Origin of the sequence: Streptomyces hesseae, assembly GCF_031845785.1 — a bacterium.
Taxonomy (GTDB): Bacteria; Actinomycetota; Actinomycetes; order Streptomycetales; family Streptomycetaceae; genus Streptomyces; species Streptomyces hesseae.
In genome coordinates this window covers 211,273-236,790 of sequence record NZ_JAVRFI010000010.1, presented here as the reverse complement: position 1 = coordinate 236,790, position 25,518 = coordinate 211,273, and the positions used below count along the sequence as shown (strand labels likewise).

26 protein-coding genes and 1 pseudogene are annotated in these 25,518 nt (G+C 71.5%); 9 read left to right on the top strand and 18 right to left on the bottom strand.

Annotation, left to right across the window (positions count from 1 at the left end; all coding sequences use genetic code 11):
- Positions 1 to 149: 149 nt before the first annotated feature.
- Positions 150 to 2,747, bottom strand: a complete 2,598-nt coding sequence (mgtA, locus tag RM609_RS18195) for a magnesium-translocating P-type ATPase (protein ID WP_311612149.1) — start codon at positions 2,745 to 2,747, stop codon at positions 150 to 152.
- A complete protein-coding gene (locus tag RM609_RS18190; RefSeq protein WP_311612148.1) occupies positions 2,731 to 3,129 on the bottom strand; it encodes an ArsR/SmtB family transcription factor in 399 nt (132 codons plus the stop codon). Before RM609_RS18190 ends, mgtA begins: the two co-directional genes overlap by 17 nt.
- 148 nt (positions 3,130 to 3,277) lie before the next feature.
- Between RM609_RS18190 and RM609_RS18185 the strand changes: the two genes are divergently transcribed.
- The gene (locus tag RM609_RS18185) at positions 3,278 to 3,538 is read left to right on the top strand and encodes a GlsB/YeaQ/YmgE family stress response membrane protein (protein WP_311612146.1); all 261 of its coding nucleotides are present in this window, start codon (positions 3,278 to 3,280) and stop codon (positions 3,536 to 3,538) included.
- Positions 3,539 to 3,544: 6 nt separating this feature from the next.
- On the opposite strand, the gene RM609_RS18180 is transcribed toward RM609_RS18185, so the two are convergent.
- The 7 genes and pseudogenes from RM609_RS18180 to RM609_RS18150 form a co-directional block, all read right to left on the bottom strand.
- Positions 3,545 to 4,174, bottom strand: a complete 630-nt coding sequence (locus tag RM609_RS18180; RefSeq protein ID WP_311612145.1) for an HAD family acid phosphatase — start codon at positions 4,172 to 4,174, stop codon at positions 3,545 to 3,547.
- 94 nt (positions 4,175 to 4,268) lie between these two features.
- The gene (locus RM609_RS18175; RefSeq protein ID WP_311612143.1) at positions 4,269 to 4,934 is read right to left on the bottom strand and encodes a DUF3592 domain-containing protein; all 666 of its coding nucleotides are present in this window, start codon (positions 4,932 to 4,934) and stop codon (positions 4,269 to 4,271) included.
- 31 nt (positions 4,935 to 4,965) lie between these two features.
- Complete coding sequence (locus tag RM609_RS18170; protein ID WP_311612142.1) at positions 4,966 to 5,655, bottom strand: VC0807 family protein; 690 nt, start codon at positions 5,653 to 5,655, stop codon at positions 4,966 to 4,968.
- 129 nt (positions 5,656 to 5,784) lie between these two features.
- The gene (locus tag RM609_RS18165; RefSeq protein ID WP_311612141.1) at positions 5,785 to 5,982 is read right to left on the bottom strand and encodes a DUF397 domain-containing protein; all 198 of its coding nucleotides are present in this window, start codon (positions 5,980 to 5,982) and stop codon (positions 5,785 to 5,787) included.
- Positions 5,979 to 6,182, bottom strand: a complete 204-nt coding sequence (locus tag RM609_RS18160) for a DUF397 domain-containing protein (protein WP_311612140.1) — start codon at positions 6,180 to 6,182, stop codon at positions 5,979 to 5,981. The genes RM609_RS18165 and RM609_RS18160 overlap by 4 nt, the downstream gene beginning before the upstream one ends.
- A gap of 10 nt (positions 6,183 to 6,192) precedes the next feature.
- A pseudogene (locus RM609_RS18155) lies at positions 6,193 to 6,372 on the bottom strand (Scr1 family TA system antitoxin-like transcriptional regulator); the annotation flags it as partial.
- Positions 6,305 to 7,237, bottom strand: coding sequence for a helix-turn-helix domain-containing protein (locus tag RM609_RS18150; protein WP_311612139.1), 933 nt, complete (start codon positions 7,235 to 7,237; stop codon positions 6,305 to 6,307). The gene RM609_RS18150 and the pseudogene RM609_RS18155, both read right to left, overlap by 68 nt.
- Here RM609_RS18150 and RM609_RS18145 point away from each other — a divergent pair.
- On the top strand, positions 7,236 to 7,577 hold the full coding sequence (locus tag RM609_RS18145; protein ID WP_311612138.1) for a hypothetical protein: 342 nt from the start codon (positions 7,236 to 7,238) through the stop codon (positions 7,575 to 7,577). The genes RM609_RS18150 and RM609_RS18145 overlap by 2 nt on opposite strands.
- Positions 7,574 to 7,819, top strand: coding sequence for a DUF6255 family natural product biosynthesis protein (locus RM609_RS18140; RefSeq protein WP_311612136.1), 246 nt, complete (start codon positions 7,574 to 7,576; stop codon positions 7,817 to 7,819). Before RM609_RS18145 ends, RM609_RS18140 begins: the two co-directional genes overlap by 4 nt.
- A gap of 87 nt (positions 7,820 to 7,906) precedes the next feature.
- On the opposite strand, the gene sodN is transcribed toward RM609_RS18140, so the two are convergent.
- Positions 7,907 to 8,302 carry a superoxide dismutase, Ni gene (sodN, locus tag RM609_RS18135; protein WP_311612135.1) on the bottom strand — a complete coding sequence of 132 codons (396 nt, stop codon included), beginning with the start codon at positions 8,300 to 8,302 and terminating at the stop codon, positions 7,907 to 7,909.
- A gap of 143 nt (positions 8,303 to 8,445) precedes the next feature.
- On the opposite strand from sodN, the gene sodX reads away from it, so the two are divergent.
- Complete coding sequence (gene sodX / locus RM609_RS18130) at positions 8,446 to 8,910, top strand: nickel-type superoxide dismutase maturation protease (RefSeq protein ID WP_311612164.1); 465 nt, start codon at positions 8,446 to 8,448, stop codon at positions 8,908 to 8,910.
- Here the strand turns inward: sodX and RM609_RS18125 are convergent.
- Positions 8,802 to 9,443, bottom strand: coding sequence for a CGNR zinc finger domain-containing protein (locus RM609_RS18125; RefSeq protein WP_311612133.1), 642 nt, complete (start codon positions 9,441 to 9,443; stop codon positions 8,802 to 8,804). The two genes, sodX and RM609_RS18125, sit on opposite strands and share 109 nt — an antisense overlap.
- Positions 9,444 to 9,560: 117 nt before the next feature.
- Here RM609_RS18125 and RM609_RS18120 point away from each other — a divergent pair, with 117 nt between their 5' ends.
- A complete protein-coding gene (locus tag RM609_RS18120; protein WP_311612131.1) occupies positions 9,561 to 10,322 on the top strand; it encodes a class I SAM-dependent methyltransferase in 762 nt (253 codons plus the stop codon).
- 70 nt (positions 10,323 to 10,392) lie between these two features.
- On the opposite strand, the gene RM609_RS18115 is transcribed toward RM609_RS18120, so the two are convergent.
- The 3 genes from RM609_RS18115 to RM609_RS18105 form a co-directional block, all read right to left on the bottom strand.
- Positions 10,393 to 11,154: an amino acid ABC transporter ATP-binding protein gene (locus tag RM609_RS18115; RefSeq protein WP_311612130.1), complete on the bottom strand. Its 762-nt coding sequence runs from the start codon at positions 11,152 to 11,154 to the stop codon at positions 10,393 to 10,395.
- Complete coding sequence (locus RM609_RS18110; protein WP_438828472.1) at positions 11,151 to 12,152, bottom strand: amino acid ABC transporter permease; 1,002 nt, start codon at positions 12,150 to 12,152, stop codon at positions 11,151 to 11,153. Before RM609_RS18110 ends, RM609_RS18115 begins: the two co-directional genes overlap by 4 nt.
- Before the next feature lie 291 nt (positions 12,153 to 12,443).
- Positions 12,444 to 13,412 (bottom strand): ABC transporter substrate-binding protein, encoded by a 969-nt coding sequence (locus RM609_RS18105; protein WP_311612129.1) that lies wholly within the window; start codon positions 13,410 to 13,412, stop codon positions 12,444 to 12,446.
- Between the two features lie 589 nt (positions 13,413 to 14,001).
- Here RM609_RS18105 and RM609_RS18100 point away from each other — a divergent pair.
- Positions 14,002 to 15,216, top strand: coding sequence for an NAD(P)-dependent malic enzyme (locus RM609_RS18100; RefSeq protein ID WP_311612127.1), 1,215 nt, complete (start codon positions 14,002 to 14,004; stop codon positions 15,214 to 15,216).
- 80 nt (positions 15,217 to 15,296) lie between these two features.
- Here RM609_RS18100 and RM609_RS18095 read toward each other — a convergent pair whose 3' ends face one another.
- Positions 15,297 to 16,643: a TolB-like translocation protein gene (locus RM609_RS18095; RefSeq protein WP_311612126.1), complete on the bottom strand. Its 1,347-nt coding sequence runs from the start codon at positions 16,641 to 16,643 to the stop codon at positions 15,297 to 15,299.
- Between the two features lie 20 nt (positions 16,644 to 16,663).
- The gene (locus RM609_RS18090; protein ID WP_311612124.1) at positions 16,664 to 18,025 is read right to left on the bottom strand and encodes a TolB family protein; all 1,362 of its coding nucleotides are present in this window, start codon (positions 18,023 to 18,025) and stop codon (positions 16,664 to 16,666) included.
- A gap of 200 nt (positions 18,026 to 18,225) precedes the next feature.
- Between RM609_RS18090 and RM609_RS18085 the strand changes: the two genes are divergently transcribed.
- The 3 genes from RM609_RS18085 (at position 18,226) to RM609_RS18075 (ending at position 23,448) form a co-directional block, all read left to right on the top strand.
- Entirely contained in the window at positions 18,226 to 19,188 is a 963-nt protein-coding gene (locus tag RM609_RS18085) for a zinc-binding dehydrogenase (RefSeq protein WP_311612123.1), read from the top strand.
- A 7-nt stretch (positions 19,189 to 19,195) separates the two neighbouring features.
- Positions 19,196 to 20,632, top strand: coding sequence for a cellulase family glycosylhydrolase (locus RM609_RS18080; RefSeq protein ID WP_311612121.1), 1,437 nt, complete (start codon positions 19,196 to 19,198; stop codon positions 20,630 to 20,632).
- 173 nt (positions 20,633 to 20,805) lie between these two features.
- Complete coding sequence (locus tag RM609_RS18075) at positions 20,806 to 23,448, top strand: ABC transporter substrate-binding protein (protein WP_311612119.1); 2,643 nt, start codon at positions 20,806 to 20,808, stop codon at positions 23,446 to 23,448.
- A 174-nt stretch (positions 23,449 to 23,622) separates the two neighbouring features.
- Here the strand turns inward: RM609_RS18075 and RM609_RS18070 are convergent, their stop codons facing one another.
- Both RM609_RS18070 and RM609_RS18065 read right to left on the bottom strand, forming a co-directional pair.
- Positions 23,623 to 24,651, bottom strand: a complete 1,029-nt coding sequence (locus RM609_RS18070) for a PadR family transcriptional regulator (RefSeq protein ID WP_311612118.1) — start codon at positions 24,649 to 24,651, stop codon at positions 23,623 to 23,625.
- Positions 24,651 to 25,505 (bottom strand): DUF4097 family beta strand repeat-containing protein, encoded by an 855-nt coding sequence (locus tag RM609_RS18065; RefSeq protein ID WP_311612116.1) that lies wholly within the window; start codon positions 25,503 to 25,505, stop codon positions 24,651 to 24,653. The genes RM609_RS18070 and RM609_RS18065 overlap by 1 nt, the downstream gene beginning before the upstream one ends.
- Between the last annotated feature and the right edge of the window lie 13 nt (positions 25,506 to 25,518).

The window sequence follows — 25,518 nt, the reverse complement described above, 5'->3', positions numbered from 1 at the left end:
GGGGTGGCGGGGACTTTGGGGGCGGCGGTGGCGACTTCGGTGGCGGGGGGTGGTGAGGCCCCGGTCCGGGCCACAATCCAGCCCCCTGGGGGCACCTCCCAGCGGTAGCTGGGGGAGTTTGAGGAGCGGGGTCCGGGGCGGAGCCCCGGTTACGGGAAGGGGCGGGGCTGGGGAGAAAACCTCCCTGACCTGGCCACCGTCAGCGCGCACCCGTACACCACCAGCACCAACGCCAGCAGCCCGTAGTACAGCGCCGGTAGCGGGGACATCGACAGCATCGATCCCAGCGGCGACACGGGCAGCAGCAGGCCGACGACTGCCAGCCCGGCCACAGCCGCCCGCACAGGGCGCGGCGCCCCCGCGCGCCCCGACCGCAACAACGCCATCACCATCGCCTGCGTCAGCAAGTTCTCCGTGAACCACCCCGCATGGAACGCGTCCTGCCCCGCCTCCGCCCCCAGCGACCGCACCGCCAGCGCGAGCACCGCGAACGTCGCGAGGTCGGCCGCGGCGTTGAGCAGGCCGAAGCCCGTCACGAAGCGCAGCAGGGCGCGCGGGCGCAGTACCGCCGGGCGGGTGTGGGCGCGGTCGTCCTGGCGGTCGAAGGCGAGGGAGAGCTGGGCCGCGTCGAAGAAGAGGTTCTGGACGAGCACCTGGGCCGGGAGCATCGGCAGAAACGGCAGCATCAGCCCGGCCACCAGCATCGCGATCACGTTGCCGAAGTTCGACGACAGGGTGATCCGCAGGTAGGCCGAGATGTTCGCGGTGGCGCCCCGGCCGGCGACGATGGCCCGGTCGAGGGAGGTGAGGTCCTTCGAGGCGAGGACGACGTCGGCGGCCTCCCGGGCCACGTCCACGCCGTCGCGCGGGCAGACGCCGACGTCGGCGGCGTGGAGGGCGGCCAGGTCGTTGACGCCGTCGCCCAGGAAGCCGGTGGTGTGGCCCGCGCCGCGCAGCGCGCCGACGACCCGGGCCTTGTGGGCGGGGGCGCAGCGGGCGAAGACGGTGGTGCCGGCGGCGAGCCGGGCGAGCTCCGCGTCGTCCAGCGCGTCGATGCGGTCGCCGGTGACCGGGGTGCCGGGGTCCAGCCCCAGCTCGCGGCAGACGCGGGCGGCGGTGCCCGGGTGGTCGCCGGTGAGGACCTTGACCGTGACGCCGTTGCGGGCGAGTCCGGCGAGGGCCTCGGCCGCTGTGGGTGCGGGCGCGTCGGAGAGGCCCACGAAGCCGGTGAAGGTCAGGTCGCGTTCGTCGGCCTCGGTGTACGGGCGGTCGCGCGCGGGCCGCTCGGCGCGGGCGACGGCCAGGACGCGCAGGCCCTCGGCGGCCAGGTCGTCCGCGCGGCGGGTGAGCCGGGCCCGTTCGGCGGGGTCGAGGGCGCAGCGGTCCAGGACGTCCTCGGGGGCGCCCTTGACGACGAGCGTGTGCGTCCCGGCGAGGGCGAAGCGGGGGTCGCCGGGGCGGCGGACGACGGCCGTGGACAGCCGGCGGCCGGGTCCGCAGGGCAGCGCGTCGACGCCCTCGAAGGCCGGGTCGTCCCCCAACGCGTCCCCGGCTTCGAGGACGGCCTCGTCGAGGGCGTCGGGTACGGGCAGCTCGGCCAGGTGGAGGGTCCACAGGGCGTTGACGGCGGCCCAGCGCAGGACGTCCTGGTCGGCGTGGCCTTCGGGGTCCTCGGCGAGGGCGAGGACGGGCCGGTCCTCGGTGAGGGTGCCGGTCTTGTCGACGCACAGCACGTCGACCGCGCCCAGGTCGTGGAGGGCGGGCAGCCGGCGGACGATCACCTCGCCGTCGCGGGCGAGCAGCGCGGCGCCGCGTGCCAGCGCGGAGGTGACGATCACCGGCAGCATCTCGGGCGTCAGCCCGACCGCGACCGCGACGGCGAACGGCAGGGTCGCGAGCCCCCGCCCGCGCACCAGGGCGTCGGCGAGCAGGACGAGGGGCGCGGTGAGCAGCATGAACCGGATGAGGGTCCAGGCGATGCCGTTGACCGAGCGGTCGAAGGGGCGGAGGAGTCGCTTGCCCTTGTTGGTGTCCCCACCGCTCGCCGGGAGAGCACCGGAGAGGACGGTGTCGCGGCCGGTGGCGACGACGACGCCGCTGCCGGTGCCGGATACGACGCTGCTGCCCTGGAAGCACAGGTGACCGGGCGCGGTCGCGGTGGTCGCGGCCGGGGCGGCCTTGTCGGCCGGCGCCGACTCGCCCGTCAGCGCCGCCTCGTGAACGGTCAGTCCCGTGGCGCGCAGCAGGCGCAGGTCGGCGGGGACGAGGTCGCCGGGGCCGAGGAGGACCAGGTCGCCCGGGACGAGCTGTTCGACGGGGAGTTCCCGGGTGGCCGGGGGAGCGGACTCGGTGGCCCTGCGGCGGACCGTCGCGGTGGTGGCGACCAGTTCGCGCAGGGAGGCCGCCGAACGGTCGGCGCGGTGCTCGCCGGTCGCCCGCAGCACACAGCTGACCGTGACCAGGACGGCGATGACGCAGGCCGTGCCCCAGGAGGCCATGAGCGCGGAGACCAGGCCGAGGCCGATCAGGACGGCGGTGAAGGGGTCGCGCAGGCTGCGCGCGAAGCGGCGCGGCCAGGAGGCCGGCCGGCGGCCGGGGAAGACGTTCTCGCCGTGGCGCGCCAGGCGGTCCTCCGCCTCCGCCTCGGTCAGTCCGCGCGGCCCGCTCTCCAGGGCGCGCAGCACCTCCAGCGAGGTGCCGCCCGTGTCCCGGCCGGGGGCCGTACGGGCCTCAGGCGCCCAGACCACGGAGGCGTCCGGCGCCGGCGTTCACCCCGGTGTCGGCCTTGCGGTCGGCGAGCTGGCCGACCATGAGCCGGACGATGGTCACCACGTCGGGGTCGTCCACCAGGTAGACCACCCGGCGGCCCTCGCGCCGCGAGCGCACCAGGCCGGCGAGCTTCAGCTTCGCCAGGTGCTGGCTGATGGCGGGCAGCGCGCCGCCGACCCGCTCGGCCAGTCCGCTGACGTCGCTCTCGCCCTGGGCCAGCGCCCAGACCAGGTGCAGCCGCGCGGAGGAGGCGAGCAGACCGAAGGCGGCGGCCGCTTCGGCCAGTACCTCGGCCGACGGGTCGCATGTGTCGTCGAGGGGCCCTTCGAGACTCCCGAAGCTCCCGACGCGTGCCGTCACTGTCGCTCTCCCATCCCCGTGGATCTCCCGGCGGTCCGCACGCCCGGAAGGCCCCAGTCTAGGCATCGCGCCGGGCCGGCGGTCCGACATGCACCCGCTGCGGGATGGGCAGGGTGTATCGACAGGAAACGGTCACAAGGGGGAGGTCATGGAAATCTCGGGAATCGTCAGCGCGATCGTGATCGGCGCGTTCATCGGCATCCTGGGCCGGCTGGTCGTTCCGGGCCGTCAGCACGTGGGCGTCGTGATGACGGTCGTCATCGGCATCGTGGCGGCCTTCGTGGGCGCCCTCATCTCTCATCCGCTCGGCCTCTACGACACCAAGGGCATCACCTGGCTCGTCTGGGTGGTCCAGATCGTCCTGGCGGCCCTGGGCATCGCCTGGTACGACCGCCGGAAGCGGCGCTGAGGAGGGCTAGGAAAGCTTGCCGTCGTAGTCCGGCAGCTTGAACGTCCGCTCCGCGTGCCCGCCCACCAGGTCGGTGGTGTTGTTCCCGATGTTGGCGATGATCGTGTAGCCCTTGGCCTCGATCTCCGCCCGCTTGGCGGTCTTGTACGTGCTCACGTCCTGGAAGAGGTCCGGGAGGTGCCGCACGTACAGGCCGCTGACGGGGTAGCCGACCCGGCGCAGATTCCACTCCGTGGCCGGGGTGAGGACGCCGGGGCGCGCGGTGACGAAGAAGACGTCCGCGCCGCGGTCGTGCGCGAGGCGCGCGAGCTCCAGGACGGGCGCGACGGCGGGCGTGGGGATGGTCGCCCAGTGGAAGTCCGTCTCCAGCGAGGTGTTGTCGATGTCGAGGACGACGGCCTGCTTGTGCCCGTTGGTGTGGGCAGTGCGGTCGGCGACGTAGGGCTTGGCCTGGTCGACGACCGCCTGGACGTCCTTCAGCCATGCGTCGTGGTCGATGCCCTTGAGGCCGGCGGTTCCGGAGGTCCTCGTGGGGGTGGCCGCCTCGGCGGGGGTGGCGGCCGCGCCCGCGAGGGCCAGCACGGCGGTGGCCGCGACGGTCGCGACGGCGCGGCGGGCCGTGATCGTTTCGCTCATGTGTGGCATGTTCACGACGGGCGATGGCGCGTCGGCGACGCGGACCTGAACGTCGCGCGACGCGCGGATGCACCGTTGCCCTGCGTTGCCCCTGTTACGGCAGTGGCGGGGGCGGCGGCATGTCGCTGGGCCAGCCGTCGGGGGGACCGGTGGGGAGCCCGCTCGGGAACCCCGTGGGGAACCCGCCGGTCGGTCCGGGCTGCGGGCTCTCCCGGACGTGACGGACCGTGTCCTTGATCCGGTCCTCCACCGCGTTCGCCCCGGGCCGGAGGACCGTCAGATAGAAGCCGATGAACGAGAGCGCCGCGAGGACGAAGACCGTCAGGAAGGCGAGCAGGCAGCCCGTGGCGAGGAGGTTCTCGTTCCGCTTGCCGGGCGGAATGGCCGTGGCCCGGTCGGGCCGTCCCTCCGGGTAGCGGACGACGACCCGGTCCCCGCCCACGACCGTGCGCGGCCCGCCGGCCTCCTCGAACCGCAGGACCTCCCCCTCGGGGGTGGTGAACTCGTATACGTGGTGCCAGGTGCTGTGGCTAGGCCCGCCGCCGTGTCCATGCCCGTGCCCATGGCTCGTGGTCACCACGTACGCGCTGACGCACACGCCCTCGGCCGTGACCCCGCTGCGCCAGACGGCGCTGAGCCGCCGCATCCGCACCACGGCGGCCACCATTCCCGCGATGCCGCCGGCGGCCAATAGCCCCGGCAGGGCCAGGAAGAACACGTCGCGCATGGGTCCCTCGTCGAACTGGATGTTTTCGATCATCCAACCGGCCCGCAATGGTCCAGGCCATCGATTAAGCCGAGGGCGTCACTTCCGCTTCCACCATCTTCTCCATCGGGTCCACCGCGACCGCCCCCGTGACGACGATCGCGACGAGCACCGCCGCGCCTGCGAGGACGTTGCCCAGCCACACCACCGTGTGCGCGGGCAGGGTGTACGCCGCGACCACCCGGGAGGTCGACTCGGTCAGCAGAGCCAGTCCCCACACCAGCGAGAACCTGCGTTCGGCGCGGCGGAATCGGGCGGATTCGTACGAGAGCCGGTCCCACGCGGCGGTTTTGGCAGGGTCGCCACCCTTGGTGATCCAGGGCTTGAGCCCCGCCGTCATCATCGGCCGCCCGGCGAACACGGAGACCAGCACGGCCGCGCCGATCGCCCCGCTGCCGGCGCTGTCCTTGGCGAGCATCAGCCGCGCGTCCCCCGTGACCGTGCTCAGCGCGAGGCCTACGGCGTTGACGACGAGCATCAGGGTGGCGAGGCCGTTGAGCCGGCGGTCCTTGACGAGGGACCAGACCGAGCGCAGCGCCGGGAGAACGCTGGTCCAGGCGAGCGCGGCGACGGTGCCCATGCCGAATCCGTCGGTCAGAACGTAGTACCCGGCCATGGGTACGAGGGCGTCCACGACCAGCGGCGTCAGGCTCTGCGCCAGCGCCCGGCGCTCCCCGGCGGGTGCGGGGGTGGTGGTGAGCGTCTGCGTCTGCATGGGCGGGCCCCTCCGTGTCGTCGTCCGCGCCCCTGGTGGGGACACGTACAGACTCCCGGGAGACGCCGCCCTGGCAGCAGAGCGAAGCGTCCTCAAGCGGCCGTGACTTTTGTCAGCGTGTCGGGCCGTCTACAGCTGTCCGTCCTTGACGGCTCGCGTGAAGGCGCCGAACTCGTCGGCGCCGATGCGGATTATGGGGCCGTCCGGCCGCTTCGAGTCGTGTAAGGCTATTGCGCCGAGTGCGGCGACTTCGACGCAATTCTGGCCGCCGGAGCTGTAGCTGCTCCTTGCGAAGTCGGGCAGAACTTGGTCCTGGGGCTCGCTCAAGGTGTCTCCCCGGGGATGCCTCTGGTGAAGGCGGTCCACGCCTGGGGCGTGAAGACGAACGCGCCGCGCGCGCGGGCTTTGCTGTCGCCTATGGCTATCAGGCCGTCGGTGGTGGGCTGGGCCTCGACGCAGGTTGCGTCATCGTCCCCGCTGTGTGACGACTTGCGCCATTTCTGGTGGGGTAAACCATGGCGAATCACGTGCCGTACCTCACTTGTGTCCGAGTTCGTCCGCGATCGACGAGATCAGCTCAACGGACTGGCGGGAAGACAGTGCTGAGGCGCGCAGCCCGTCGAGAGCCTGCTTGTACCTCGTCACCGGCTCATCCTCCTCCAGGTACAGGGCGCCGTCGAGGTATTCGACCTGGACAACGTCCAAGTCCAACGGATCCGGGTAGGAATAAAGAACGAAGGAGCCGCGCGTGGCGGTGAAGACGCCCTGAGAGAAGGGGGATGACCTGGATCGTCATCTCCGGTGCCCGGCTCAAGGCCACCAGGTGGCGGAGCTGCTCGGTCAGCACCTTGGGACCGCCGATCTCCTGGCGAAGAGCGCCTTCCTGGATGATGGCGAGGTATTGCGGCGGGACGGCGCGTTGAAAGATTTCCTGCCGCTCCATGCGGAGGTTTACGTAGAATTCGCGCTTGTCATCGGCCAGATGCGCCGAGTGCCCGTTGATGATTGCGGTGGCATAGTCCCGGGTCTGGAGAAGTCCGGGGATGAGCTGTGACTGGAATACAGCGATGCGTTCTGCGTCGGACTCCAGCGTCAGCAGCTCCTTGAATCCGGGCGGAATCTTATCGCTGTGCTGGCGCCACCAGCTGCGTTTTCCGCCCTCCGATGCGAGGGCGATCAGCCACTCGCGTAGCTTCTCGTCCCCGACTTGGTAGAGGTCGAGCAGTACGTCGAGCTCCAGTCGCAGAACGCGGTGACGGCCGGTCTCCTGCCTGCTGATCTTCGTCCTGTCGCCGTGGATCGCCCTGGCCGCCTCCTCGGAGGTGACCTTGGCAGCTTCCCGAAGCGCTTTGAGTTCTGCTCCCAGCCTGCGGCGACGTGCCGTACGGCGAGCGGGTTGTCCCACGACTTCCTCCCCTGGCTCCGTGTTGCGGCCCAGTGTGGTGCAGGTGTGCGGATCCTTCCGGGGCACGGGGAGGCGGTCACTCACACAGGTTAATTTCGCACTGTGCAGCCCTGAAATGGGCGGGTTGGAGGCATCGTGAGTGGCCCACTCAAGTCGAATCGGGAGGCGATAGGCCATGACCTACCGGAACGGTGCCTACGTCATGGACATCCGCGAGAACAGACTCGCGCAAGTGATCGGCAGCACCGACGCGCACGTCCAGGTGCAACGACCCGGCGGCGGCCTCCAGTGGGAGGTACTGGCCACCGACCTGCGGCTGGCCACCCGCGAGGAGCGCGACGCGGCCGGGTTCCCGGCCAGCGCGTCCCCCGTCGGCTGCACGGAGTGCGCCGAGCTCGCGGCGGCGCGCCGGGAGGCCGGGGAGAGCGGGGACGAAGAGAGAGTCGTGGACGCCATGGTCGCCGTGCGGACGCACTTCCGTGACGCGCACGTGCTGCCGTACTGGACCCGGCGATGAGCGCGGCGACCCTGGCCGTGGGCCGCTGCCAGCACAACCCTTCGCGCTGGACCCACGCCGACGGCGAATCCCGCTGTCACTCGTGCGGGGTGCGCCGCTTCAGCGGCTACGGCGCGCTGCGGCCACCGGGGCTGGCCGCCGTGATGACCCCGGCGCCCCGGGATCCCCACGCCGCCGACCGCGCCGCCGCGCTCGGCCTGGCGCGGGCCCGCCGCACGAGATGGTGGTGGCGGCTTCCGTAGGCGCCGCGCCCGGACACACCGAAGGGGCGCCCCCGGCCAGGAAACCGGTGGCGCCCCTCGGCGCGCGACAAGTGGAAGAGGAAGGCGTCAGGCCTTCTTGGTCTCCCAGAAGATCTTGTCGATCTCGGCGATGAGCTCCAGCGCCTTCTCACCCGTCTTCGGGTCCGTCGACGCCTTCGCGGCGCTCAGCGCCTTGAGGGTGTCGTTGACCAGCTGGTGCAGCTGGGGGTACTTCTCGAAGTGCGGGGCCTTGAAATAGTCGCTCCAGAGCACCGAGATGTGGTGCTTGGCCAGCTCGGCGCGCTGCTCCTTGATGAGGATCGCGCGGGCGCGGAACGCCGCGTCCTCGTTGGCCTGGTACTTCTCCTGGACGGCCTTGACCGACTCGGCTTCGATGCGGGCCTGGGCCGGGTCGTACACACCGCAGGGGAGGTCGCAGTGGGCGCTGACCTTCACCTTGGGGGCGAACAGGCGGGAGAGCATGTGCTGTCCTTCCTCGTGATCGTCTTCTCAGGTGCGAGATTACTCGGTGCGGGAAGGCTTTTCTCGGGTGCCCCGGGGGGCTTAGGACAAAAGTCCAGTGTCAGTCTGGGACCGGTGGAGCGACGGACGCGGAGGTTGCCGTGATGCAGGACCAGCTGGACGAGCGCGGCCATGAGCTGGAGCGGGAGCGTCGCGGACTGCTGCGGGTCGGGCTGGCCGAGGTGTACAACCCCTCGATGGTCCCCACACTGAACCCCGGCGACCAGCTGGTCGTGCGGTACGGGGCCCCGGTGCGGCCGGGGGACGTGGTGGTGCTGCGCCATCCGTTCCGCCAGGACCTGCTGATCGTCAAGCGCGCGGTGGAGCGGCGCGACGGCGGCTGGTGGGTGACGGGGGACAACCCGCTGGTGGAGAACGACAGCCGGGAGTTCGGCACGGTGCCGGAGGAGTTCGTGGTGGCCCGGGCGTGGCTGCGGCTGCGGCCGCCGCCCGGGGCCGGTCAGCGGTCGGCGGGGGCGCTGCTGTCCTGGGCGGCGGCCGCCGTACGGCCGATGCGGTCCGCCGGTTCGGCGGGGCGGGCGTTCTCCAGGCGCTTGCGGGCGCGGTAGGCGGCGACGTTGGCGCGGGTGGCGCAGCGGTCGGAGCAGTAGCGGCGGGAGCGGTTGGTGGAGGTGTCGAGGTAGGCGTTGCGGCAGGGCGCGGCCTGGCAGATGCCGAGGCGGTCGACGCCGTACTCCGTGAGGTGGACGGCCAGGCCCATGCTCGCGGTGGCGGTGTAGACCGCGCCCGCGTTGGCGGCGTGGTCGGCGATGTGCATGTGCCACTTGGGGCGGCCGTCCTCGTCCCGGTACTCGTGGCCCGAGATCTGGGGGCTGACGGGGAACTCCATCAGCAGGGCGTTGAGCAGGTCCACCGCCCGTACCTCGTCGCCCTCCGACGCGGCCTCGAAGATCGCGCGCAGCCGGACCCGTGCCGAGCGCATCCGGGTGAGGTCGCCGTCGACGAGCCGGCGGGCCGCCTGCGAGGCGGTGCCGAAGAGCTCGCGGGCCACATCGAGCGAGGTGAGAGTGTCGGTGCCGCGCGCGGGCTGCTCGGTGTTGACCAGCCGCACGGCGAAGTCCGAGTAATAGGCCAGTTCCACTTGTAGTCCTTACGCAGCCGGGCTAGGGTCGCTGTCGTCGACCAGTAATGGCCGATTCTGCTTCGAGGGTATTACAAGCCGGGTATTCACAAGGCACCACGGAGGGAAGGCGACGGTATGACGGAGAGCATCACCGCCATGGACTGGAACGCCTGGCAGACCAGCTGGGACCGCCAGCAGGAGTGGTACTTGCCCGACCGCGAGGAGCGGTTCCGGGTCATGCTCGACATGGTGGAGGCCTTCGCGGGGCCGGAGCCCCGCGTGCTGGACCTCGCCTGCGGCACGGGCTCCATCACCGCCCGCCTACTGGAACGATTCCCCGGAGCGACCTCCGTAGGCGTCGATCTCGACCCGGCCCTGCTGACCATCGCCCGGGGCACCTTCGAGGGCGACGACCGGGCCACGTTCGTCACCGCGGATCTGAAAGATTTGCGGTGGACGGGCACGCTGCCTTACGACACTTACGACGCCGTCCTCACGGCCACCGCCCTGCACTGGCTGCACTCCGACCCCCTCCGCACCCTCTACGGGCAGCTCGCCGGGCTGGTCCGCGACGGGGGCGTCTTTATGAACGCCGACCGCATGCCGGACCCCGCCACCCCGCGCATCAACGAGGCCGAACGTGCCCTGCGCCACGCCCGGCAGGAGCGGGCGAAGGCCGGGGGAGTCCTCGACTGGGCCGACTGGTGGCGGCTGGCCGCCGCCGACCCCGTCCTCGCCGGCCCGACCGCCGAGCGCTTCGCGATCTACGGCGAGCACGCCGACGGCGACACTCCCTCGGTCGACTGGCACGCCCGCACCCTGCGCGAGGCCGGCTTCGCCGAGGCGCGCGCCGTGTGGAGCTCCCCGGCGGACGCCATGGTGCTCGCCCTGAAGTGACCCACGGGCAAGGGGGAGGGGCGGTACGGTCCACCAGGCCGTACCGCCCCTCGTCCCATACGCCCCGCGGCTACAGCACCTTGGACAGGAACGACTTCGTCCGGTCGTGCTGGGGGTTGGTCAGCACATCCCTCGGGTGACCCGACTCGACGACGACGCCCTGGTCCATGAAGACGACCGAGTCGCCGACCTCCCGGGCGAAGCCCATCTCATGGGTGACCACGATCATCGTCATACCGTCCTCGGCCAGGCCCCGCATGACGTCCAGGACGTCGCCGACCAGCTCCGGGTCCAGCGCCGACGTCGGCTCGTCGAAGAGCATCAGCTTCGGCTCCATCGCCAGCGCCCGGGCGATGGCCACGCGCTGCTGCTGGCCGCCGGAGAGCTGGGAGGGGTAGCTGCCGGCCTTGTCGGCGAGGCCGACGCGGTCGAGGAGCTTCAGGGCGCGCTCCCGGGCCACGGCCTTCGACTCGCCCTTGACCTGGACCGGCGCCTCCATGATGTTGGCCAGCGCCGTCATGTGCGGGAAGAGGTTGAAGCGCTGGAACACCATGCCGATGTCACGGCGGTTCTGGGCGACCTCGCTGTCCTTGAGCTCGTAGAGCTTGTCGCCCCTCTGGCGGTAGCCGACGAGCTGGCCGTCGACGTAGAGCCGGCCGGCGTTGACCTTCTCCAGGTGGTTGATACACCGCAGGAAGGTGGACTTGCCCGAACCGGAGGGGCCGATGAGACAGAACACCTCGCGCGGGGCGACCTCCAGGTCGATGCCCTTGAGGACCTGCACGGCGCCGTAGGACTTGTGGACGCCCTGCGCCTTCACCATCGCGTTCATGCGCTGACGCCTTCCTTGGAGCGGTTGCCGAAGGCCGCCAGGTTGGCCCTGACCTTCTGCCACGGGGTGAGCGGCAGGCTGCGCAGCGCGCCACGGGCGAAGCGCCGCTCAAGATAGAACTGGCCGACGCTGAAGACGCTGGTCAGGATGAGGTACCAGGTGGCGGCGAGGAACAGCATCTCCACTGTCGCACCGGTCGTCTGCCCGATGTCGGACGTGGAGCGCAGCAGCTCCAGGTACTGGGCCGCCGCCGCGGCCAGCGACGAGGTCTTGAGCATGTTGATGAACTCGTTGCCCGTCGGCGGCACGATCACACGCATCGCCTGCGGCAGCACGATCCGGCGCAGCGTCCTGCCCTGGCTCATGCCGAGCGCGTGGGCGGCCTCGGTCTGGCCCTCGTCGACGGACTGGATGCCGGCCCGCACGATCTCGGACATATAGGCGGCCTCGTTAAGACCCAGGCCGAGCAGCGCGGCCATGAAGGGGGTCATGAAGTCGCTCATCTCGTCCCGGTAGATCGGGCCGAGGTTGATGTACGGGAAGATCAGCGCCAGGTTGAACCACAGCAGCAGCTGGACGTAGACCGGGGTGCCCCGGAAGAACCAGATATAGAGCCAGGAGACCGCCGATGTCACCGGGTTCTTCGACAGCCGCATCACGGCCAGGACGATGCCGAGGACCAGGCCCAGCAGCATCGCGAGCAGCGAGATCAGGACTGTCTTGCCGAGGCCCGAGATGACGGAGGAGTCGAAGATGTAGTCCGGGATGGCGCTGTAGTGGACGTTCGCCGAGGCGAAGGCGTTCACCAGCAGGCCGAGGACGGCCAGTACGAGGACGGCGGCGATCCACCGGCCGTAGTGGCGGACCGGGATGGCCTTGATCGCCTCGGGCTCGACGGGTTCGCCGGCGCTTGCCTTGGCGGTGGGGGCCGGGGGGTCGGCGGGCGGGTCGGCCGGCGGGTCGGCCGGGTCCGGGTCCGGGTCCGGGTCCGGGTCCACGGGGTCCTTGTCCGCGGACGCCTTCGTCTCGGCGGGGGCCTTCTCCGTGGAGACCTTCTCCTCAGCCGAAGCCTTCTTCTCGGGCTCGGGCGCCTTGTCGGCCTTGTCGGCCGGGGCCTTCTGCTCCGGCTCGGGCGTCTCGGCGGGCTCCGCCGCCTTGTCAGGCTCCGGCCCCTTGTCGGGCTCGGACGCCTTGTCGGGCTTGTCGGGGGAAGCAGTCACTGGGGGTGCCTTTCAGCGTTTGCCTACGAGGAGGGGGACAGCCAGGACAAACGAAGGGACAAACGAAGGTCAGGAACCGCCGTTGATCTTCGCTTCCTTGATGGCGCCCGCATCGACGCCCCAGGTCTTGATGACCTTCTCGTACTCGCCGTTCTTGATGATCGCGTCGAGCGCCTCCTTGAGGGCGTCGCGCAGCTGGGCGTTGTCCTTCGCGACGGCGATGCCGTACGGCGCGGCCTGCACCTGGTCGCCGACGGTCTCGAAGTCCTTGCCGCCGCCCGAGGTCTTCACCGCGAAGGCCGCGACCGGGAAGTCGCTGGAGACGGCGTCGACGCCACCGGCCCGCAGGCGGGTCTGGGCCTCCAGGTCGGTGTCGAAGGCCTCCATGGAGATCTTGTCCTTGCCGTCCTTCTCGCACTTGTCCGACTGGGACTTCGCCAGGTCTTCGGAGACGGTGCCGCGCTGGACCGCGATCTTCTTGCCGCAGAGGTCGTCCCAGCCGTTGACGCCCTTGGTGTCGCCCTTCTTGGTGTAGAGCGAGACACCGGCGTTGAAGTAGTCGACGAAGTCGACGCCCTCGCCCACCTTCTTGTGGGTCTTGGGGTCGAGACCCTCCTGCCGTTCCTTGGTGTCCGTCATCGCGGACATAGCGATGTCGTAACGCTTGGATCGCAATCCGGTCAGCAGGGCGTCGAAGGTGCCGTTGTCGAACTCGACCCGGACGCCGAGCTGCTTGCCCAGCGCCGCGGCGATGTCGGGATCGATGCCGACCGTCTTGCCGTCCTTCTTGAACTCGACGGGCGGGTAGGCGATATCGGATCCGACCTTGATCACCTTGGCGCTCTTGATCTTCTCCGGCAGCTTGGCGAAGAGCGGGGCCGAGGAGCCCTGGGCGGACGACTGGCCGGACTCGTTGCCGGTTTTGTTCCTCTGGTCGCCGCAACCGGTCAGCAGCAGGGTGCCGGCGACCGCGATCGCGCCGACGGCGGCCAAACGACTCCAGGCGGCAGCCGGGCGAGGGGTGGTGCTTGCGGTCATTGCTCGTTCCTCCTGCGGTTGAGGGGGTATACGACAGGTAATTCGGCAATCACGCGAGAACGCGGAAGAAGTCGCAGCACACTTCCTCGTGCGACGCGACCTCGTGCGGTGTGCGCATCTTGCCATCCGGACTGCCCCATTCGGGGGGCCAGCCATGTCAAAATCGGATAACGGGTGATCCCCATTCGTTACCGGTCGGTTCGCACCCCTTGGGCTGCTGTGTCTGTTCTGATCGGCTTCCTGTCGCGAGACGCAGGTCACGCCCGCACCGTCTCACTTCGTGGACACCTTGTCGCGTCCAGGACCAGTTGACACGTTTCCGCCGTGATCGCGTGTCGGGTTCGCGCCATCGGGACCCGGAACTCACTCGTCGGCCGTAGTGGTCTTCCGGTAGAAAGACCAGTTACACCCCTCACCCGGGGCTCAGGGCGCGCATGTGCGGCGCGCCCGCTTTGTCCGTACCGCCCCGTCGCACGGAAGTCATCCGCCGTCCGGGGTCCGGACATGGTTCGGACATGTGCCCGACCCGCCTCCCACACCCAGAGGCGGTTACCCTCGATCTGCACTTACGACAAAGGGGTCAAGAAAAGTGGCAGCGGAGATCGTGAATCCTCGCAGCGACAGCGGGACGGACGAAGGGGCTCGCGCAGAGTTCTTCGATCCGGCCTTCGCGCTGCACCGTGGCGGCAAGATGGCGGTTCAGGCGACCGTTCCCCTCCGGGGGAAGGACGACCTGTCCCTCGCCTACACGCCGGGAGTCGCCAAGGTGTGCAGCGCCATCGCCGAACAGCCGGAGCTGGTCTACGACTACACCTGGAAGTCCCAGGTAGTCGCGGTCGTGACGGACGGCAGCGCGGTGCTCGGCCTGGGGGACATCGGCCCCGAGGCGTCCCTGCCCGTGATGGAGGGCAAGGCCATCCTCTTCAAGCAGTTCGGCGGCGTGGACGCGGTCCCGATCGCCCTCGACTGCCGTGACGTCGACGAACTCGTCGACACCGTGGCGCGCATGGCGCCCTCCTTCGGCGGCATCAACCTGGAGGACATCTCCGCGCCGCGCTGCTTCGAGATCGAGCGCAAGCTCCAGGAGCGCGTGGACATCCCCGTCTTCCACGACGACCAGCACGGCACCGCCGTCGTCACCCTGGCCGCGCTGCGCAACGCCGCGCGGCTGACCGGTCGTACGCTCGGCGAGCTGCGCGCGGTGATCTCGGGCGCGGGCGCGGCCGGTGTGGCCATCGCCCGGATCCTGGTGGAGGCGGGCATCGGCGACGTGGCCGTGTGCGACCGCAAGGGCATCGTCTCCGCCGACCGTACCGACCTGACGGACGTCAAGCGCGAGCTGGCCGGCTTCACCAACAAGGCCGGGCTGTCGGGTGCGTTGGAGACGGCGCTGGACGGCGCGGACGTCTTCATCGGCGTCTCCGGCGGCACGGTCCCGGAGCCGGCGGTCGCGAAGATGGCCGAGAACTGCCTGATCTTCGCGATGGCCAACCCGAACCCGGAGATCCACCCGGACGTCGCCCACAAGTACGCGGCCGTCGTCGCCACCGGGCGCAGCGACTTCCCCAACCAGATCAACAACGTCCTCGCCTTCCCCGGCATCTTCGCGGGTGCCCTTCAGGTGCGGGCCTCGCGGATCACGGAGGGCATGAAGATCGCGGCGGCCGAGGCGCTGGCCGCCGTGGTGGCGGACGAGCTGAGCGCGGACAAGGTGATCCCCTCGCCGTTCGACGAGCGGGTCGCCCCGGCGGTCACCGCCGCCGTGGCCGCGGCGGCGCGGGCGGACGGCGTCGCGCGACGCTGACGCCCCCCTGAGCGAGTGGGCCGGTCCGGACCGTGGGGTCCGGGCCGGCCCTTCGTCGTCGGCGCCGGGGCCGGGGCCGGTCAGCCCAGTCGGCGGACGAAGGCGTCGAAGACCTTGTTGGTGTCGCCGGGCACGAGGTTGTCCGCGGCGCTGCCGAAGACAAGCGTGCGCCCGGCCAGGTCGACGCTCGGTCCGTCGGACCAGCCGTTCGCCTGGGAGCCGTCGGCGGCGACGCTGACGCGTTCGACGGCGCCGGTCACCAGGTCCTTGGCGAAGACGTCCTCGACGCCGTTGGTGTCACCGGGCACCAGGTTGGCGGCCAGGGACATGAAGAACACATGCCGGTCGTCGGCGCTCATGACCGCGCCGCGGTACGAGCTGTTGTCGGCCTGCGAGCCGTCGGCCGCGACACTGACGCGCCGGGTGACGCCGGTGAGCAGGTCCGTGGCGAAGGCGTCGGCCTTGCCGTTGGTGTCGTTCTCCACCACGGCGTCGGAGGCGGACGAGAAGAGCGAGTACCGGCCGTCGGGGCTCAGCGCGAAGTCGCCGTCGACCGCCACGCCCCCGCCGTCGAGGGACGGGGCCCCGCGCTGGGTGCGGCCGGTGCGCAGGTCGTGGACGTAGAGGCCCCGGGCGCGCGGCCGTTGGAGCGACTTCTCCTCACCGGGCGGCGCGGCCAGGTCGGACAGGCTCAGGAAGGCGACCTTGCCGCCGTCCGCGCTGATCACCGGGGAGACGGAGAAGCCGTCGGCCTGGGTGCCCTCGCTCGTGACGCTCACCCGCGTGGTGGTGCCCCGCAGGCGGTCGCGGACGAAGACGTCCGTCTGGCCGTTGGTGTCGCCGGGCACGAGGTCGTCCCGGTTGGACGAGAAGGCGACAAAGCGGCCGTTGGCACTGATGGACGGGGACGAACTGTGCGCCGGCTTGGTGCCCTTGTTCTCGACGAGCACCTCGGTGCGGCCCGTGGCCCGGTCGTGGACGAAGACGTCGTAGTAGTCGCCCGGATTGCGGTTCGGGGCGAGGTTCTTGGCCTCGGAGTCGAAGGCGACGTACCGGCCGTCGCCGCTGATCGAGGTCGTCCACGACGACCTGTCGGCGGGGGTGCCGTCGGAGGCGACGCTGGCGAGCTCGGTGCGGCCGTTGCGCAGGTCCTTGACGTAGACGCGGCGCATCGGCTCGGTGGCGCCGGGCACGAGGTTCGTGGCGCCGGTCTCGAAGGTGGCGAAGCGCCCGTCGGCGCTGATGCGCGCGCCGATGCTCTCGGCGTTCGCCTGGGCGCCGTCGGAGGCGGTGTTCACCCGCTCAGTGCGCGGTCGCTGCTGCTGCCGGTGCTCCTCCCCGGCGGCCGCCGCCGTGGTGACGGGCGGTACCGCCACGAAGCTTCCCAATACCGCCGCTACGACGGCGGCCTGTCTGAAGTGACGCATCGTTTCCCCTCGTTCAGCGTTCAGCGGGTGTGGCGTACGAAGACGTCCCAGGTGGCGTTGGTGTCCCCCGGCACCAGATTGTCGGCCATGCTGTTGAACGCCACCGTGCGGCCGGAGGCGTCGGCGCCGGCCGTGGTCGACATGGCGTTGCCCTGCGTTCCGTCGCTCGCGACGCTCAGCCGTTGGACGGCGCCGGTCCGCAGGTCCTTCGCGAACACGTCCGTCGTGTTGTTGGTGTCGCCGGGCACCAGGTTGCCGGCGTCGGATGTGAAGATCACCCGTTGGCCGTCGGCGCTGATGATCCCGCTGCTGTAGGAGCCCCCGTCGGCCGGGGAGCCGTCGCCGGTGACGCTGACGCGCCGTGCCTCGCCGGTCTCCAGGTCCCGGACGTAGACGTCCGTATGGCCCGTGTCCGGGCCGGGCACGATGCCGTCCGTGTTGCTGGAGAAGACGACGTAGCGCCCGTCGGGGCTGATTCCCAGTCCGGGGATCAGCCTGGCGGCCCGGCCGTCGAGGGTCTCGGAGGCCCGCCGCGTCGTTCCGTCGCGCTGGTCGTACACGTGGAGCCGGAGCGGCCGGTAGCGCGGCTTCCCGGGCCCCTGGTCCCCTGGGGTCGGGGCTTGGCCGGGGGCCAGGTCGGTGGCCAGGTCGGTGGCCTTGCTCCGGAAGCCGATCCGGCTGCCGTCCGCGCTGATCACGGGCTCCGCCGACGAGTCGTTCCCGGGCGCGCCGTCGCCGTTGACGCTCACCCGCTTCGTGGTGCCCTTCGCCAGGTCGCGTACGTACACCTGGCTGTACCCGTTGGTCCCGCCGGGCACCAGGTCGGCGCGGCCGGAGGCGAAGGCGACGTGGCGGCCGTCGGCGCTGATGACCGGGTCGGAGAGGTCGCCCGGTGTCGTGAGGTCCGGGAGGAGGCGGCCGGTCCGCCCGGCCCGGCGGTCGTGGACGAGGACGTCGCGCCGGATGCCGGCCCGATCCGGCAGCAGGTAGACGCCCTCGAAGACGACGTACCGCCCGTCACCGCTGATCGAGACGTGGGCGGGCTCGCCCTCGATCCCGGCACTGTCCGGGACGGCGATCTGTTCGACCGCTCCGGTGTGGAGGTCCTTGACGTAGAGGTGTCTGCCGGGCCGCCCGCCGGGCACGAGGTCGGTCGCTTCGGAGAGGAAGGCGACGTACCGCCCGTCGGCGCTGACGGTGGGCGTGATGGACGAGTTGTTCGCCTGGGCCCCGGAGGCGGTGACGCTCACGCGCTCGGTGTGCGGTGGCCGGTCCGCCCGGGTGTCCGCCGCTGCCGTGGCCGTCGGCAGGACGGTCGTGGAGCAGGCCAATATCGCCGCCGCCGTCAGGGCGGCATGTCTGAGTCGACCGGGTCGACGCATGGTTGTTCCCCCCTCGCGTGGTCGCGCATATGCGCGTGGAGTACGCGGAGGAAGCCAACAGTCCGGTCGGTCCCCGGTCAATGCGATGTGCGACGGGCTCCGTCGCGGATACGGCCGTTGCCGGAGTGAGTGCCTGGACGCGGCGCGTGTCACAGCGCCATGTGGTTTCCTCCGCCGTGCCCCGCCACTAGGTTCGGCTCATGTTCGCCGCCTACGCCGCACGCATCGACCGCGACCAGCCGCTGAACGGCCTTGAGCTGGGGGAGCGCCCCGAGCCCGTGGCACGGCCCGGCTGGACGATCGTCAACGTCAAGGCCGCCTCGCTCAACCACCACGACCTGTGGACGCTGCGCGGCGTGGGGATCGGCGAGGACACGCTGCCAATGATCCTCGGCTGTGACGCGGCGGGCGTCGACGAACACGGCAACGAGGTCGTCCTCCACTCCGTCGTCGGCGAGACCGGCCATGGCGTGGGGCCCGACGAGCCGCGCTCGATCCTGACCGAGCGCTACCAGGGCACCTTCGCCGAACGCGTCGCCGTGCCCACCTGGAACGTGCTGCCCAAGCCGAAGGAGCTGTCCTTCGAGGAGGCCACCTGTCTGCCCACGGCCTGGCTGACCGCCTACCGGATGCTGTTCACCAAGGCGGGCGCGCGGCCCGGGCAGAGCGTGCTGGTGCAGGGCGCCGGCGGCGGGGTGGCCACGGCGGCGATCGTGCTGGGCGCGGCGGCCGGGCTGCGGGTCTTCGCGACCAGTCGCGACGCGGCCAAGCGCGAGCGCGCCGTGGAGCTGGGCGCCGAGGCGGCGTACGAGCCGGGGGCCCGGCTGCCGCACCGCGTGGACGTGGTCGTCGAGACGGTGGGCGCGGCCACCTGGTCGCACTCGGTCAAGTCGCTCAGGCCCGGCGGCACTCTGGTGATCTCCGGCGCGACCAGTGGCGACCGGCCCCCGGCGGCCGAGCTGACGCGGATCTTCTTCCATGAACTCCATGTCGCGGGCGTGACGATGGGCACCAAGGAGGAGCTGGCCGACCTGCTCGCCTTCTGCGCGGCCACCGGTGTCCGGCCGGTGATCGACACGGTGCTGCCCCTGGACCGGGCCCGTGAGGGCTTCGAAAAGATGTACAGCGGCGATCTGTTCGGGAAGGTCGTGCTGACGGTATGAACGACGGATGCCGAAGAGACGCTCGCGCACGGCGGCGTTCCTCGCCGCGATCAGCTGTGTCCTGACCCTTTTCGCTCCCGGGGCCCACGCCGCTGAGGCCCCTCCTCGCTCCGGCATCCCCCGTCTGACCGACGAGCACGGCCGGGCGCTCACCCTGCGGGGCTGGAACCTCGCGGACAAGGAGCACCGGGGCGAACGCGCCCTGGAGGACATCACCGAGCGCTCGCTGAGCGACATGGCCGGGCAAGGATTCAACTTCGCCCGGCTGGCGGTCTTCTGGGACGATCTCGAACCCCGGCGCGGCGAGTACAGCGAACCCTATTTACGGAAGATCGAACGCGTCCTGGACTGGGCGGCGAAGTACCGCGTCCGGGTGCTCGTCGACGCCCACCAGGACGTCTACGGACCGGCCTTCGGCGACCACCGGGGCATCCCCGCCTGGGCCACCCGCACCGACGGGCTGCCCTACCGGCAGCACCCCGACGACTGGTTCGCCGAGTACTTCGAACCCGCCGTCCAGGCCGCCTTCGAGCACCTCTACGAGGACACCGACCTGCGGCTCGCCCAGACGCGAATGTGGCAGGTGCTGGCCGGCCGGCTCGCCGGACACCCGGCCGTCCTGGGCTACGACCCGATCAACGAACCCATGGGCCGGCTGCGCCCCGGCGAGGACATGTTCACGGCCGCCCGTCGTATCGAGGCCACCCAGGTCACCCCCATGTACCGGCGTATCGCGCGGGCGATCCGCGCCGTCGACCGAAAGCACTGGATCTTCATCGAGCCCACCCCGGCGGCGGGCGAGGGCAAGCCCACCGGGCTGGGCCGGGTGGCCGACCCGAAGATCGTCTACGCGCCGCACTTCTACAACGCCGCCATGGAGGCGGGCCGCGACTACGACCCCGCGTCCGGCTGGCTGGAGGCCTACGAGGCGGCCGTCGTCCGCTACCCGCGCGAGCACCGCGTGCCCGTCGTGGTGGGGGAGTGGGGGCCGCTCGACAGCTCACTGCCCCACATGGGCCGGTTCTACGAGGACGCCGTCGCCTCCATCGGGCGCTACGCCTCCGGGTGGGCGAGCTGGCAGTGGTGCTACGGGGAGACGTACTGCGCCATGGACCGGCAAGGGCGCTTCCGCCCCAACAAGGAGCGCACGGCCCGCCCGTACGCCCCCGCCGTGGCCGGTACTCCCGGCGCCGAGGCGTACGACCCCGGCGCGCGCTCCTACCGGCTCACCTACCGGGCCTCCCCGGGCGGAACCACCGAGCTGTCCCTGCCGCCGGCTCCCCACGGCTGGCACGTCACCGTGACCGGGCCGGCGCGGGCCGACACCGCGACCGTACGACCGGGGCGGCGCGGCACGGTGCTCGTCCACGCGAGGGGTCGTGCGATGGGGCAGGCCGTTGGCGCGGTCACGGTCGTGGTCGCGCCGGGCGCGCCGGGCGTGTAACGGAAGTGCGCCGGAGTGGGTGGCGCGCTCCGGGAGTGCTGGGGATGATGGGCGCACGGGGGCGTATCCCCGTGTCCCTTGCCATGACCGCCTGTCGTGGGAGGGACTTGCCGGCCCGGCTCCGGGCCGTTCGGGGGTGAAGCGTGTCCACGCCTGTACCACCATTGCCGTCCGTGGGGGACTTCGTCACGGCTTTCGAGGAGTTCGTCCTGGTGCCGCCGGGCCGCCGTGGCCCCTCCGCTCTGGTTCTCCTCGTGTCGCCGCCGGGCGGGGACGAGGCGGAGCGGATCGCCGACGGCGAGTGTCAGCGGCTGAGGGTCCGGGGGCGGGCGCTCGTCCCGTTCGCCCGGGTCCAGGAGACGACGCGGCGCGTCGGCGTCACCTCGCGCACCCGCGACGTCTTCGAACAGATCGAGATCGCCCTGCGCGACAACCGGCCCGCCGGCTTCGGCCGATTACGGCTGCCGCGCTACGAACTCGTGCGCGCCTTCGCCGACGCGCGCACCCGGGAGACCCAAGCGGCGGTACAGGCAAAAGACTTGCGCGACAAGTGCTACGCGGAACGCTGCAAGACCTCCCTCTTCCTCAAGGCCCTCTACGCGATCAGCGGCGACGGCCAGTCGCCCGCGAGCGTCCCGGGCTGGCTGTGGCACTGGGCGCGCCGGCCGCTCTTCGGCGCGCTGCCGCGCTGGCTGTACGGGCGGCGGCAGCAGCGCCGGATGATGGGCAAGAACGGCTGGTTCCGGAGCTGGGCGGGGATCCCCTCAGGGCGCGGCGACTTCTTCGCCCACCACGACGCGGTCGTCGTCGGCCGGAACGACGTGTTGCTGTGCGCGCTGCTCAGCGATCTGGAGGACGCCGTTCAGCGCAGGCGCGCGCTGTCACCGTGGGCCCGGCGGCGCAGGAGCCGGTTCGTCCTCGTCCTGCCCCGGGCGGGGGCGCCCGGTTCGGTCACTGAGAGCGTGGTCCGGGGCTTCCCCGACGCGGTCGAGCGGACGGGCAGCACGGCGGTGGTGCTGCTGGCCGTCGGCCGGGACGGGCGGGACACCGCCCAGACCCTCGCGGCGGCCACGACCACCATCGACTCCTGGACCCGCAGCCAGGGCCGGGGCCGGGGCCGGACCGTGACCGTGGGGGCGGGGCCCTACGACGGCCGTCCCGACGAGGAGGCCGAGAGCAGGCTGCGCGGCTACCCGGAGATCCAGCCCCGCAGGGTGTACTCCGACACCGCGCCGCGTGTGGAGGCCGCCGTCATGACGGTGGCGGCGGTCGCGGCGCTGTCGCTCGTCGCCCAGTTCGCGGTGGCCCGGATCGGCGCGGAGACCAGCACCGAGTGCGTCGGCGCGAGCGTCGCCATGCCGGAGTCGGCCGCCCCGGGCAAGGTCCCCGAGATCGCCCCGAAGGAGCTGTACGAGCAGGCGCTGGCCTCCATCAGGGCGCAGAACGCGGAGGCCGACGCGGCGGCGAAACGCCCCAACACGGCCGTCCGCACCGTCGTCTACCTCGGGGTGCCCGCCGTCGCCGAGACCTGGAAGGAGGGCATGTACAGCGGCTCCATCCCCGAACTGCGCGGCATCGCCCTCGCCCAGGAGGCGCTCAACCGCGAGGCGTCCCGGGACGTGGCCCGCAAGGTATGGCTGCGGGTCCGGGTCGAGGACGGCGGCCAGCAGTTCGCGAAGGCACCCGAGGCGGCCGAGCGGATCGCCAAGGAGGCCGAGGAGGAGCGGAAGGGCGGCGGAAGCCAGCAGATCATGGGCGTGGCCGGGCTGGGACAGAGCCGGGCGGCCACCCTGAGGGCCCGGGACATCCTCGGCGCCGTCGGGCTGCCCGTGATCGGCACGGTGACGACCGCGGAGGAGATGCAGCAGAACCATATGTACCGGCAGGTGGCCCCGGACAACCGGCGCGAGGCGCGTATCGCCGCCGAGTTCGCCCGCCACGGCAATATCGTGGAGACCTCGCCCGGTGTGTGCGCTCCCGCCCGGGAGGCGGTGGTCGTCGCGGACCCGACCGACCGGTACAGCGACAATCTGCGCCGCCGGTTCGTCCAGGAGTTCAAGAACACCCGCACGATCCTCTACACGGCGGAACCGGAGGCCCCCTTCGACCCGCCGCAGGACGACCGGACCGAACGCGCCCGCACCCTGGCGGACATGGCCGCCTCCGTCTGCCGGCGGATCCGGGCCGAGCCCCGCACGGTGGTGTACTGGGCGGGTCGAGGTACCGAGTTCTCCGCGTTCCTCGACGAGTTCGACAATGGCACCTCCTGTCGTGGCCATGTGACGGCCCTCGGTGGCAACGATCTGACCAGCGCCGTCGTGGACGCCCAGCAGCCCAGCAGCCGCCACTCGGGCGTACGGCTCTACTACGCGGCGCACGCCGTGCCCAAGAGCTACTGGCCCAACGAGGTGGGCCGGGCCTTCCGTACTCAGTACCTCGACGCATACGGCAAGGACGACCTGTGGAGCAACGACGGCCGTGCCCCCGTCGCCTGGGACGCGCTGCGGCTGCTGGCCACCGCCGTGAACACCGCCCGTCAGACCTCCGGCACCGGTTCCTTCTCGCGCGACACGGTGCAGACCGTGCTGGCGGCGGGGGCCGGGGGTGGCGACGGGGTGCGCGGTGCCACCGGGACCCTGGTCTACGACCAGGGCCGGAAGGTGCCCCGGGACAAGCGGCTGCTGATCCTCCACGACACCCGGCAGGGCCCCGAGGTGGCGCTGGAGTGCGGGGTCCGCGACAGCGGGGACGAGAAGACGACATGGGGGCCGGGGGATGCGTTTGAGTGCCCCCGGGATGCGGGGGACGCCCCATAGGGGCGCGGGGCCGTGTCAACAGGCGGCTACCGCCGCGTGGGCGCGACCAGCCACGGACGGCCCGCGGTTGCCCGACCTCCGGCAGAACGCTTGGCCGAGCGAGCCACGGGGCGCCGAGGGACGGCTGCGGGCCGTCCATGGCTGAGCGCGCAGTTCCCCGCGCCCCTTCGGCGCCTACGGCGCCTTGGGCGCTTTCAGCAGCTCCCCTATCTGCGCGGCAGCCGCCGCCAGGTGTCCTCGGGCCTGCCGGAGCTGATCCGGCGTCACCCCCTGATCGCGGGCCGCGTCGCGGACCTCGTCGCGGAAGCGGTCCAGCAGCCGGTCGAGGTCACGGGCCGGTTCCTTGGAGAGGGCGTCATCGGCGACCGCCCACTCGGGCAGTGGATATGAGGCGCGCAGCGGCTCGTCCTCGGCACGCTCCACGACGATCACCGGCTCCGGCTCCGGCTCGTCGGCGGAGTGTCCCGGAGACCGTCCGGTGCGCATCTGCCCCGCCAGCGTGCCGAGCTCCTTGGCCAGCGCGCTGACGCCCTCGGTGATGCCCGCGGGCCAGTCGCCGTGCCGGGCGTGCTCACGGACCTGCTCCTGGACGCGCTCGGTGATGCGCCGCACCTCCTGGCGCGCCTGCTCCTGGGCCTGCCGGGCCTGCTGGCGGGCCGTCTGGGCGTCCTGGCGGGCGCGGCGGCTCTCCTCCTTCGCCCGGCGGGCCTGCTCCTTCCACTCCTCCTTGGCCTTGCGGAACTCCTCCTTCGCCCCGGCGAAGTAATCCCCTCCGGAGTCTCCAGGACCTCCGGAGCCGCCGGCCGCGGAGTCCGTACGGGCCTTCAGCGCGGCCTCGCGCATCTCGCGGCGCAGGTCGCCGGCGGCCCCGCGCACGTCCTCGCGGATGTCGGCGGCCAGCGCGGCGACGGACTCCCGGATCTCCAGCTCCAGCTCGGCCAGCTCGCCCCGCCGGTCGGCGAGTTCGGCGCGGCCGGCGTCGGTGATCGAGTAGACCTTGCGGCCGCCCTCGGTGGTGTGGGTGACCAGGCCCTCCGCCTCCAGCTTGGCGAGGCGGGGGTAGACGGTGCCGGCGGAGGGGGCGTAGAGCCCCTGGAAGCGCTCCTCCAGCAGGCGGATGACCTCGTAGCCGTGGCGCGGGGCCTCGTCGAGGAGGCGCAGCAGGTACAGGCGGAGTCGGCCGTGGCCGAAGACGGGGGGCATCAGAGGACCTTTCCCGACGCGGGGGCGTCGTCATCGGGGGACGGCGGCCGGCGCAGGAGCGCGACCGCGCCGGAGACGGTGGTGATCTTGAGCTTGCCGCCGCCCGCGCCCAGCGTGCCGGTGATCCGCTTGGCGCCCCACTGGCCGCCGACCCGCAGGTTCTCGAAGGCGCAGGAGACCGGGCCGCTGGTGGTGTTGGCCTCGACGTCGGCGTCGACCTGCTGCGGCAGCCGGATGGCGACCTCGCCGGAGACGGTGGTCAGCGCGAGGTCGGGGGTGCGGGCGGCGCCGGCGAGGTCGATGGTCATGTCGCCGTTGACGGACTCCGCCTTGACCCGGCCGCCGGTGCCCTCGATCAGGGTCAGGTCGCCGGAGACGGAGTTGAAGCGCAGGTCGCCGCCGAGGGACTGGGCCTCCAGCCGCCCGGAGACGGACTCCGCGCGGACGTCACCGCTGACCCCGACGAGGGTGATGTCCCCGGTGACGCCCTTGACCGCCGTGGGGCCCGCGATGCCGGAGACGACGGCGCTCGCGCCGACGACGCCGGTCTCGACGCGGGTGGCCGTGGGCACGGTCAGCGTGATCGTGGCGGAGCGCTTCCACTCGCTGCGGTCGAACCACTTGAGGATGTTCTTCCAGGGCAGGTCGTCATAGGCGACCGTGAGGGTGCCGTCCCGCAAGGTGACGACGAGCGGGGCTCCCTCGATCTCGGACAGCTCCAGCCCCGCGGGGCCGCTGTCCTTGCCCACGACATTGACGGTGCCGCCCACGATGCGCACCGCGAGCGCCGTGACGGGCTCCTCGAAGGTGAGCTTCTGGGGTGCGGCCAGTGACCACTGCGACCGGTCCGGCATTCCGGGCCTCCTC